This is a genomic window from Rhizobium glycinendophyticum (genome assembly GCF_006443685.1).
GTDB classification, from domain to species: domain Bacteria; phylum Pseudomonadota; class Alphaproteobacteria; order Rhizobiales; family Rhizobiaceae; genus Allorhizobium; species Allorhizobium glycinendophyticum.
The window spans coordinates 2,793,442-2,804,056 of sequence record NZ_VFYP01000001.1 but is presented as its reverse complement, the minus strand read 5'-3'; the positions used below and the strand labels follow the sequence as shown (position 1 = coordinate 2,804,056).

Here is a 10,615-nt window from a genome sequence, read left to right as displayed (position 1 = left end):
CATTCCTCAGTTGGATACGCTGCTGGTGTCTTCCACCGGATTGATCCGGTCGCCATCACGGACGAAGACGCCGGCCTTGGCAACGACCAGGTCTCCCTCCTTCAGGCCTTCTGTGACCTCGATGAAGGCCCCATCCTGAATGCCGGTCTTCACCGGCTGCATCTTGACCACGCCGTCCGTGACGAGCCGAACGGTGGTGACATTCCGCTCGCTGGTAATGGCCGACAGCGGTAGGGCCACGTCGTCGGCCTGACCGATTGTAATCGCCGCACTTCCGTACATGCCGGCTCGGGCTGCTGCATCGTCATCGATGGCGATATGCACTGAGCCAAGGCGGGTCACGGCATCGACCACAGGCGAGATCAGCCTGACCGAGCCCGTGATCGGCGCGCTGCTGCCAGCCACCGAGATGGAAGCTGGCTGACCCACCTTCAGTCTGAGTATATCAGCTTCCGTCACATCTGCCACAAGTTCGATCTGCCCGTCGCGGATGACCGTGTAGAGTGGCGAGGCACTGCCAGACGCGATTGCGCCGATCCGCGCATTACGCTCGGATACGGTGCCGGCAACGGGCGACTTGATCTCCGTGCGCGCAAGCCGGAGATCGATGTCGGCGATCTGGCTTTCTACGACCTTGATGTCGGCCTCGGCAACGGCAATGGACTGCTTGGCGGTTTCGACCTTAGCCGTGGCGCTGGCGAGCGTCGTTTCGGCCTGCTCGCGCTGCGAAGCCGACACCGAGCCGCTGCTCGACAGGCGCGTGGCGCGGTCGAACTGGCGCTGTGCCTCCTTGAGGCTCGCTTCAGCCTCGATCACCTGCGCTCGATACTGGGCGAGTGCCGCCTCGGCCTTGGCCTGGTTTGCGACTTGCTGGCTGCGCTCCAGTTTCAGCGTGTCGTCATTCAGGCGGGCCACCACCTGTCCTTCGGACACGGTGTCGCCGACATCAACTTCGATAGACTTGATCTGCAAGCCTTCCACCTGTGGCTGAACATAAACGTCCTCCACTGACTTAATCGTACCGGTTGCCACAATCCGGTCGACCAGAGTCCGGCTCTTTGCCGGTGTAACAATGATGGAGGGCAGGGCCGGTGTCTTGGCGGGTGCTGCTGGAGTCTCCTGCGCAATGGCAACAGAGGCCATGAGCGTCAACATGGAGGCCGCAAACATGGCCTTTCGAGTCGGTTTCGAAAACATGGGTCCCTTTCCCCAATACGATCGTCAGTCTGTCTACAATACGCGTGTGCGCCCCAATTGGCTCACCCGGATGTGCGCGACTCAAAGTGGGTGCTGGCGCATTCGTAGGTGGAGACGCTTTAATCCGGTGCAAGAGGTGGGCGATCAGTAAGAGCCTTGCAAGAGGCGTCGGCCAGTATTCAAGATCAGCCGTCGACATTGTTCAAGATAGAACGATAGTGTTGCAGAATTGCAAGGCGGCTCCGAAAAAAATATCAGTAAAACTTACAAAAATGGAACGGGCACTGGGATTGCTCCCTGTGCCCGTTTTCGGTGGTCCGCCTCGTTTTACTTGAGGGCCGCGTCGGTGATCTCGGTCGTAAAGGCACCTTCCGGTTCCTTGGAGATGACCGGATCGGAGCCGCCGCCGAGGAGCGTCTTGACGGTGCGGTCGTAGTCAGCCTTGTCGAGCGCGCCGTTCGAGCCGGCGGTCAGCTTGGCGACTTCACCCATCATGCGCTTCTGGTGGACTTCCGTCTGGGCGCCGGAGGCATCGTTTTCGAGAACGATCTCGGCGGCTTCGTCGGAGTTTTCCTCGGCGTATTTCCAGCCCTTCATCGATGCGCGGACGAACTTGACCATCTTCTCCTTGAAGGCCGGGTCCTTGAGCTTGTCTTCGAGCACATAGAGGCCGTCTTCGAGCGTGGCCACGCCTTCGTCTTCATACTTGAAGGTGACCAGTTCTTCCGGCTTGATGCCGGCATCGATGACCTGCCAGTATTCGTTGTAGGTCATGGTCGAGATGCAGGCGGCCTGCTTCTGCAGGAGCGGGTCGACGTTGAAGCCCTGCTTGAGGACGGTCACGCCTTCCGGGGAACCATCGGTCTTGATGCCGAGCGTCGCCATCCAGGAGAGGAACGGATATTCGTTACCGAAGAACCAGACACCGAGCGTCTTGCCCTTGAAGTCTTCCGGCTTGGTGATGCCGGTTTCCTTGAGGCAGGTCAGCATCATGCCCGAGGACTTGAAGGGCTGGGCGATGTTGACGAGCGGCACGCCCTTTTCGCGGGTGGCAAGTGCCGACGGCATCCAATCGACAATCACGTCGGCGCCGCCACCGGCCAGGACCTGCGGGGGAGCGATGTCGGGGCCGCCCGGCTTGATTTCGACGTCGAGGCCTTCCTCTTCGTAAAAGCCCTTGTCCTTGGCGACGTAATAGCCGGCGAACTGGGCCTGGGTTACCCATTTCAGTTGCAGGGTCACCTTGTCGGCGGCGGCGGCCTGCATGGCGGTCAAGGAGACCGCTGTGCCGAGCAGCAGGGATGCGAGTTTCATGGTCATTTCAGTTCCCTCTTTTTGTTTTGGTGCAGTTCACGCCCGTCCACCACGGACGGACGGATGCCAGAAGGTGACCCGGCGTTCTGCCAGTGCCACCAATCCGTAGAAGACCGAGCCGGCGAGTGCGGCGACCGCAATCTCGGCCCAGACCATGTCGACATTCGAGCGTCCGACCTCGGTCGAGATCCGGAAGCCCATGCCGACAATCGGGGTGCCGAAGAATTCTGCAACGATGGCCCCGATCAGAGCCAGAGTCGAGTTGATCTTCAGCGCATTGAAGATGAAGGGCCAGGCGGCGGGAAGCCGCAGGCGCACCAGCGTCTGCCACCACGAGGCGGCATAGGTGTGCATCAGGTCGCGCTCCATATGGCTCGCCGAGGCCAGTCCCTGGACCGTGTTCACCAGCATCGGGAAGAAGGTCATGATGACGACGACCGCGACCTTGGACTGCCAGTCGAAGCCGAACCACATGACCATGATCGGAGCGATACCGACGACCGGAAGGGCCGAGACGAAGTTGCCGATCGGCAGCAGGCCCTTTTGCAGGAAGGGCGAGCGGTCGATGAGGATCGCGACGAGGAAGCCAAGGCCACAGCCGGCGACGTATCCCGTGATCACGGATTTCAGGAAGGTCTGCTGGAAATCCGCCCAGAGGATATGGGTGGAGGTGACGATCCGCGCCCAGATCAATGAGGGAGCGGGAAGCAGGATCGAGGGGATCTCGAAGCCGCGAACCACGCATTCCCAGATGACGAGTAAGGTAATGCCAAAGATCAGGGGGACGGCGAGGCCGATAGCGCGTCGGGTCGTCGGGTCCTTGGGGCGCTGTGCCACCAGCCACTGGTTCAGGCCCCAGGCGCCGAGCCAGAAGAGGAGGGCGAAGACGAGAAAACCGTTCATGGCTTGACCCCCATGCGTGCGAGAACCCGTGTATGGGCCATGCCGACGATCGAGACGAGGAGGGCAGCCAAGCCCGCCGCCATGAAGAGGGCGGCCCAGATCTGGATGGTCTGGCCATAGTAAGATCCCGACAAAAGGCGGGCACCGAGTCCAGCGACGGCGCCTGTCGGCAGTTCACCGACGATCGCGCCGACCAGCGAGATCGCGATGGCCACCTTCAGCGAGGTGAAGAGATAGGGCATGGAGGCCGGCCAGCGCAGCTTCCAGAAGGTCTGGGACTGGCTGGCGTTATAGGTGTGCATCAGGTCGAGCAGCAGCATGTCAGGGCTGCGCAGGCCCTTCACCATGCCGACGACGATCGGGAAGAAGGAAAGATAGGTCGAAATCAGGGCCTTGGGCATGAGGCCTGAGATGCCGATCGAATTCAGAACGACGATGATCATCGGCGCAATCGCAAGGATCGGAATCGTCTGGGAGGCGATGACCCAGGGCATCAGCGACTTGTCCATGGCCCGGTTATGAACGATGGCAATCGCCAGCACGATGCCAAGCACGGTGCCCATGGCAAAGCCGGCAAGCGTCGCCGAGAGCGTGATCCAGGCATGGTAGACGAGGCTGCGCTTGGAGGTGACGGCCTTGTTGATGGTGGTATCCCAGAGCTCGGCGACGATCTGATGCGGGGCGGGCAGGATTGGCCGTTCCTGGGCGAAGGTGCGCTCGACGACCTGGGCAAAGGTCATCTCCTCATTGGCCCGGGCGGCCTGGTCGCGCACGAAGGGCGCGTTCAGGTAGACGACGAAGACGTGCCAGATGACGAGGATCGCGAGAATGACGGTCAGAACCGGCAAAATGCGGTCACGGAAGGCGGAAGGGGCTGATGTCATCAGGCACCTCCTTTTGCGGGATAGAGCATGAGAGCCATTGAGACGACACCCAGCGCGACGCCTGCGGTTTGGATGGCGCTCAAGCGTTCTCCGAAGAGGAAGAAGGCGATCACGTTGATCAGCAGCAGCTGCGCGACGGAGGAGGCCGAGATGGCCAAGCCCAGGCCGCCCTCGCGCATCAGCTTCACCATCATCAGGTTGCCGACACAGTAGAGGGCGAGAGAGGCGAGAAGCACCCAGAGCTTGCCGTTGTCGACATAGGCCCGGGAGACAGTGGCGGCACCGAGAAAGGTCGCCATGGCGGCACCGAGCCAGAGGAGGAATGTGGGGTTCATGGGGTGGCCTCCTCCCGCAGCAGGTGCGCAATGGATGCCTTGATCGTCAGATAGACATGGTCGGGATTGTCGATCACCAGATCGTTGTCGAAGCGCAGCACTTTGAAGCCTTGTGACGTCATGAAGGCGTCTCGGCGGATATCGTGTTTGCGTCCAGCATCGGTTTCATGGCTGTCGCCATCGACTTCAACGACGATGCGCGCTGCGAGCCAGGCAAAATCAGCGATGTAAGGGCCAATTGGCGTTTCCCTGCGGAAGCGTGCTCCACGCGAACGGAAGTCGCGCAGAATGTCCCACATTTCCCGCTCTGCTTTCGTCAGTTCGGAGCGCAAGGTGCGGGCGTGTTTGCGAGTTTTCGGATCGATGTTGGAATGCGGCATTGGATTGTGCCCTCCATCGATTGTGGAGCGAGCAGTTTCCCCTCCCCAACCCCTCCCCACAAGGGGGAGGGGCTTTCCCGCCGCCCTCGTGCTGAAGGAAATCCTCCGCTGATGGTCCCCGCAAGGCCAGAGCGATGGCAAGCATGATCTTTGCCCCGACGTGGGCATCATGCTGAGGTTGGCCACTCGCTGATGCGTTAGTGGCAGGGGGAGAGCGGTGCCACGGGCGCCAAAGCCCCTCCCCCTTGTGGGGAGGGGTTGGGGAGGGGTTTTTACCCCAGGCAAAACACTATTCCTCATAAGAATGCCCCGCCTTCAGACCCTCGCGCACTCGGTGCGCGATCTCCAAGAACTCCGGCGTCTCGCGGATGTCGAGCGGGCGTTCCTTCGGCAGTGTCGATTCGATGATATCGGTCACCCGGCCCGGACGCGGGCTCATGACGACGATCTTGGTCGAGAGGTAGACGGCTTCGGGAATCGAGTGGGTCACGAAGCAGATCGTTTTGTTGGTGCGGGCCCAGAGCTTCAACAACTCGGAATTGAGGTGGTCGCGGACGATTTCGTCGAGCGCGCCGAAGGGCTCGTCCATCAGCAAGAGGTCGGCGTCGAAGGCGAGCGCGCGGGCGATCGAGGCGCGCTGCTGCATGCCACCGGAGAGCTGCCAGGGATATTTCTTGGCAAAGCCCGAGAGGTTGACGAGATCCAGCGTCTGTTCGATGCGCTTCTTCTTTTCAGCTGCACTATAACCCATGATTTCGAGCGGCAGGGCGATGTTGTTCTCGATCGTGCGCCAGGGGTAAAGGGCCGCCGCCTGGAAGACATAGCCGTAGGAGCGCGCCTTGCGGGCCTCTTCCGGCGACATGCCATTGACGGTGATCTCGCCGGCCGTGTGTTTTTCGAGGTCGGCGATGACGCGCAGGAAGGTGGTCTTGCCGCAGCCGGAGGGGCCGATGAAGGAAACGAAGTCGCCCTTCTTCACCTCCAGATCGACGTTGGACAGGGCGTGGACCGGTCCGTCATTGGTCTCGAAGGTGAGGCTGAGGTTCTTGGCCGAGACGACCGAGTAGGGTGCATTCATGCGCTGGGACCAATCGGGTTTGTTGCAAAGGCGGACCGCCTCTTGCATTCTTTGGACATGCGGCCGCTCGGGAGCAGCGGATCGGGAGTGGCGGGCTCGCCGCCGAATGGAAGAGGACGGGACAATGGACGCATCAGCAAAGCCCACCTGCCGGATCGTGAAGCCCGGCCATACCTATGAGGGCAAGCAGGGACTGAGTTACTTTGAGGGCATCGCCGCCGAGACCGTCGGCTCGAAGGGCATCTGCATGCATGTGCTGACCATGCCGCCGGGCGCGCGCGCCAAGGCGCATCTGCATGAGAGCCACGAGACGGCGATCTACATGCTCTCCGGCCAGGCCCATACCTGGTATGGCGAGCGGCTGGAAAACCATGTGATCGTGCATGCGGGTGAGCTGTTCTACATCCCGGCCGGCGTTCCGCATCTGCCGGCCAACCTGTCGAACGCGCCCTGCACGGCGATCATCGCGCGCACCGATCCGAACGAGCAGGAGAGCGTTGTGCTTCTGCCGGAGCTGGATGGGCTGGTCGAGGTTTGAGTGACCTCTTCTCCCCAGCGGGGAGACGGTGGCGCGCAGCGCCGGATGAGGGGGCGCGGAGCGCGCTGGTTTGCTGGTGTCGCTGACGTCGGCGCTTGGGTTGCCCCCCTCTGCCCTGCCGGGCATCTCCCCCTCAAGGGGGGAGAGCGGTTGAGAGAGGCGTTGCGGCCTCACCCTCCCCTTGAGGGGGAGGGTCGGAGCGAAGCTCCGGGGTGGGGTGATGTGTAGAGCGCTCGTCTGTTGCTGTGACGTCGAACTCGTCGCCGGGCTCACCCCCACCCGCCGCGTTGCGGCGACCTCCCCCCTCGAGGGGGAGGTTTGGCCCGAGCACGCCGCGGCCGATCTCCCCCCTTGTGGGGGAGATGTCACGAAGTGACAGAGGGGGGGAAGACCACGCGCCAACGCCATCGAACCGCTCAAACCCCCGTCGCCGGAATGCCGGTGCGTTCCACCTTGCGCGGGGCGACCAGTTCCTTCCAGGTCGACAGCGCCTTGGAAACCGCGGGGAAGGGCTCGCGCTTGACGAACTTGCCGTGGCCCTCGCGAGTCTTCACGGCACTTTCCTCGATCGCGACATAGCCGCGGGTGAGCGTATAGCGCGGCAGGCCCGTGACTTCCTTGCCCTCGAAGACATTGTAGTCGATCGAGGACTGCTGGGTCTTGGCGGAGATGGTCTTGGAGCGCTTTGGATCCCAGACCACGAGGTCGGCATCGGCGCCGACGAGCACGGCGCCCTTCTTCGGGTAGATGTTGAGGATCTTGGCGATGTTGGTCGAGGTGACCGCGACGAATTCGTTCATCGTCAGGCGACCGGTGGCGACACCATAGGTCCAGAGCATCGGCATACGGTCTTCGAGCCCGCCGGTGCCGTTCGGGATCTTGGCGAAGTTGCCGACACCGAAACGCTTCTGTTCTGAGGTAAAGGCGCAGTGGTCGGTGGCGACGACCGAAAGCGAACCCGATTGCAGGCCTGCCCAGAGTGAATCCTGGTGTTGCTTGTTGCGGAAGGGGGGCGACATGACGCGGCGGGCGGCATGGTCCCAGTCCTTGTTGAAATATTCGCTCTCGTCGAGCGTCAGGTGCTGGATCAGCGGTTCGCCGTAAACGCGCATACCCTTCTGGCGGGCGCGGCGGATGGCTTCATGGGCCTGCTCGCAGGAGGTGTGCACGACATAGAGCGGAACGCCCGCCATGTCGGCCAGCATGATGGCGCGGTTGGTCGCTTCGCCCTCGACCTCCGGCGGACGGGAATAGGCGTGCGCCTCCGGGCCGTTATTGCCTTCGGCCAGCAGCTTTGCGGTCATCGAAGCGACGACGTCGCCGTTTTCGGCATGGACCATCGGCAGCGCGCCGAGTTCGGCGCAGCGCTGGAAGGAGGCGAACATCTCGTCGTCATTCACCATCAGCGCGCCCTTGTAGGCCATGAAATGCTTGAAGGTGTTGATGCCGCGATCCTGGACGACCGTCTTCATTTCGTCGAAGACGCGTTCGTTCCAGCCGGTGATCGCCATGTGGAAGGAGTAGTCGGCCGTGGCGCGCGAGGTCTTGTTGTCCCACATGGTGAGCGCGTCGAGCAGGGACTGGTCTGGGCCCGGAAGACAGAAGTCCACCACCATGGTCGTACCGCCGGAAAGGCCGGCGCGCGTGCCGCTTTCGAAGTCGTCGGCGGAATAGGTGCCCATGAAGGGCATTTCCAGATGCACATGCGGGTCGATACCACCGGGCATGACGTAACAGCCGGCTGCGTCGAGCACGGTGTCGCCCGATATGTTGGGCCCGATCTCGACGATCACACCCCCCTCGATCTTGACGTCGGCCTTGTAGGTCAAATCGGCGGTAACGACCGTGCCGCCCTTGATGACTGTTGTGGTCATGTCTGCTGTTTCCCTCCTTGTTCGGCTTCATTTCTCGGGCCGGTGGCCAGATCGAGGCCGGTTATGTGGATCAGAGCGGTTTCGAGCCGCTTGAGTTCGCCGCTTGTAAGTCGGCCAATCCGCTGCCGGATGACATCCTTTTTCAGGGGCGAGAGCTTCTCGCCCATGATCTGGGAAACTTCCTGCAGACCATTCTCAGAATTGGGGGCAATGATCGGACGAAGAGTTGGAGCGTCGATCAGATGGGTTGTCATCGGGCAGGCAAGGATCGTGCTAAACAGTCCGACAAGCTCGTCGCGTTGGAGGATCACAGCCGGTCTCGGCTTGCCCAGTTCACCCGGAAAGACTGCAACCACGATATCGCCTCGCGCGAGCGTCACGGCTTGTCCCAATCGTTGGCACCGACAGCCTTTAGCCAGTCCATCACCTCGTCTTCATCATCGTCGGCCTCCGCGATCCGCCTTGCCTCCTCGGCGAGTTGCGCACGTATAGTTTCGTTGTCCAGATCGGGCACCCAGATCTCAATCGGTCTGTAGCCCCGCCGCAGCAGGTCAGCGCGTTCTTCCGGTGACAATTCCCTCGGTCGTCCCATGGTTTGCTCCCGTTCAGGACTGCTCCTAGATTTCGATCCTACGCCACAATCTCCGCCGTCTCCAGAACCGCCCTGAGCAGCACGTCGCAGCCGGCGCTGGCCCAGTCCTTGGAAATCTCCTCGGCCTCGTTATGGCTCAAGCCACCGACGCAGGGGCACATGATCATGGTTGATGGTGCGACCTTGGCCGTCCAGCAGGCATCGTGGCCGGCGCCGGAGATGATGTTCATGTGGCTGTAGCCGAGATCTTCCGCGGCCTTGCGGACGGAGGCGACGAGGGTCGGATCGAAGGTGACCGGATCGAAATGGCCGACGGCCTCGATGGAACAGCCGACACCGAGGGCAGCGCAGATGTCGGCGGCCTCCTTCTCGATCCTCGCGCGCATGCCGTCGAGCTTGGCCTGTTCCGGCGAACGGATGTCGACGGTGAAGATCACCGTGCCCGGAAGCACGTTGCGGGAATTGGGCGAGAATTTTACCTGGCCGACGCCGCCGACGCAGCCCGGCTGGTTGTCCATGGCGACGGCTTGCACCATTTCCATGATGCGGGCCATGGCAAGGCCGGCATTGACGCGGTGGTTCATCGGGGTCGAGCCGGTATGGGCTTCCTTGCCGGTCAGGGTGAATTCCAGCCACCAAAGGCCCTGACAGTGGGTGACCACACCGATCTGCTTTTCTTCGGCCTCGAGGATCGGGCCCTGCTCGATGTGATATTCGAAATAGGCGTGCATCTTTCTTGCGCCGACCTTTTCGTCGCCGACCCAGCCGATGCGCTTCAGTTCGTCGCCGAAGGTCTTGCCCTCCATGTCCTTGCGGGCATAGGCGTAATCCTGGGTCAGGACGCCGGCAAAGACGCCGGAGGCCAGCATGGCGGGCGCAAACCGGGCGCCTTCCTCGTTGGTCCAGTTGGTGACGACGATGGGGTGCCTGGTCTTGATGTTCAGGTCGTTCATCGAACGCACGACTTCCAGACCGGCCAAGACGCCAAGCACGCCGTCATATTTGCCGCCGGTGGGCTGCGTATCGAGGTGGCTGCCGATATAGACGGGCAGGGCGTCGGGATCTGTGCCAGGGCGCGTCATGAACATGTTGCCCATGGTGTCGACGCCCATGGTCAGCCCTGCATCCTCGCACCAGCGCTGGAAGAGGCGGCGACCCTCGGCATCTTCATCGGTCAGGGTCTGGCGATTGTTGCCGCCGGCAATACCGGGGCCGATCTTCGCCATCTCCATGAGCATGTCCCACAGCCGATCGCCGTTCACGCGAAGGTTCGTGCCGGGTTGCGCCGTCATTGCAGATCCTCACCTGTTTTTGAGAGTCGGATCTTCCGCCCAACTCCCCTGTTCCCGAGGTCGACACAGCGGCTTATGTTTGTCTTTTCCGCTGTCGTATCGGCAGTTGCCTTTAGTTGACATCTGTCCAATAATTTGACCGACTGGTAAAACATTACTACTTCCATCACGGCACTCAAGACGAAATCGGCAAAATTCTGCGACAAAATATCGAGCAGATGCCCAGAT

At 61.7% G+C, this 10,615-nt stretch carries 12 protein-coding genes; 1 reads left to right on the top strand and 11 read right to left on the bottom strand.

Annotation, left to right across the window (positions count from 1 at the left end; genetic code table 11):
* Positions 1 to 6 precede the first annotated feature (6 nt).
* The 7 genes from FJQ55_RS13750 to FJQ55_RS13720 form a co-directional block, all read right to left on the bottom strand.
* Positions 7 to 1,197 (bottom strand): efflux RND transporter periplasmic adaptor subunit, encoded by a 1,191-nt coding sequence (locus FJQ55_RS13750; protein WP_140828691.1) that lies wholly within the window; start codon positions 1,195 to 1,197, stop codon positions 7 to 9.
* A gap of 327 nt (positions 1,198 to 1,524) precedes the next feature.
* Positions 1,525 to 2,517, bottom strand: coding sequence for an ABC transporter substrate-binding protein (locus FJQ55_RS13745; RefSeq protein ID WP_140828689.1), 993 nt, complete (start codon positions 2,515 to 2,517; stop codon positions 1,525 to 1,527).
* Between the two features lie 30 nt (positions 2,518 to 2,547).
* Complete coding sequence (locus FJQ55_RS13740) at positions 2,548 to 3,414, bottom strand: ABC transporter permease (protein WP_140828687.1); 867 nt, start codon at positions 3,412 to 3,414, stop codon at positions 2,548 to 2,550.
* On the bottom strand, positions 3,411 to 4,298 hold the full coding sequence (locus FJQ55_RS13735; protein ID WP_140828685.1) for an ABC transporter permease: 888 nt from the start codon (positions 4,296 to 4,298) through the stop codon (positions 3,411 to 3,413). Before FJQ55_RS13735 ends, FJQ55_RS13740 begins: the two co-directional genes overlap by 4 nt.
* Positions 4,298 to 4,633, bottom strand: coding sequence for a hypothetical protein (locus tag FJQ55_RS13730; RefSeq protein ID WP_140828683.1), 336 nt, complete (start codon positions 4,631 to 4,633; stop codon positions 4,298 to 4,300). The genes FJQ55_RS13735 and FJQ55_RS13730 overlap by 1 nt, the downstream gene beginning before the upstream one ends.
* Positions 4,630 to 5,013: an endonuclease domain-containing protein gene (locus FJQ55_RS13725; protein ID WP_140828681.1), complete on the bottom strand. Its 384-nt coding sequence runs from the start codon at positions 5,011 to 5,013 to the stop codon at positions 4,630 to 4,632. Before FJQ55_RS13725 ends, FJQ55_RS13730 begins: the two co-directional genes overlap by 4 nt.
* A 289-nt stretch (positions 5,014 to 5,302) precedes the next feature.
* Entirely contained in the window at positions 5,303 to 6,091 is a 789-nt protein-coding gene (locus FJQ55_RS13720) for an ABC transporter ATP-binding protein (RefSeq protein WP_140828679.1), read from the bottom strand.
* 124 nt (positions 6,092 to 6,215) lie between these two features.
* On the opposite strand from FJQ55_RS13720, the gene FJQ55_RS13715 reads away from it, so the two are divergent.
* Positions 6,216 to 6,629 (top strand): cupin domain-containing protein, encoded by a 414-nt coding sequence (locus FJQ55_RS13715; RefSeq protein ID WP_140828677.1) that lies wholly within the window; start codon positions 6,216 to 6,218, stop codon positions 6,627 to 6,629.
* Between the two features lie 416 nt (positions 6,630 to 7,045).
* Here the strand turns inward: FJQ55_RS13715 and hydA are convergent, their stop codons facing one another.
* From hydA to FJQ55_RS13690, 4 genes are read right to left on the bottom strand one after another with little or no spacing between them, the layout of a single operon-like run.
* A complete protein-coding gene (hydA, locus tag FJQ55_RS13705) occupies positions 7,046 to 8,503 on the bottom strand; it encodes a dihydropyrimidinase (RefSeq protein WP_140828675.1) in 1,458 nt (485 codons plus the stop codon).
* Positions 8,500 to 8,883 carry a type II toxin-antitoxin system PemK/MazF family toxin gene (locus tag FJQ55_RS13700; RefSeq protein WP_161596984.1) on the bottom strand — a complete coding sequence of 128 codons (384 nt, stop codon included), beginning with the start codon at positions 8,881 to 8,883 and terminating at the stop codon, positions 8,500 to 8,502. The genes hydA and FJQ55_RS13700 overlap by 4 nt, the downstream gene beginning before the upstream one ends.
* Complete coding sequence (locus FJQ55_RS13695) at positions 8,880 to 9,095, bottom strand: antitoxin MazE-like protein (protein ID WP_140828671.1); 216 nt, start codon at positions 9,093 to 9,095, stop codon at positions 8,880 to 8,882. Before FJQ55_RS13695 ends, FJQ55_RS13700 begins: the two co-directional genes overlap by 4 nt.
* 38 nt (positions 9,096 to 9,133) lie before the next feature.
* Complete coding sequence (locus FJQ55_RS13690) at positions 9,134 to 10,387, bottom strand: Zn-dependent hydrolase (protein ID WP_140828669.1); 1,254 nt, start codon at positions 10,385 to 10,387, stop codon at positions 9,134 to 9,136.
* Positions 10,388 to 10,615: the final 228 nt, after the last annotated feature.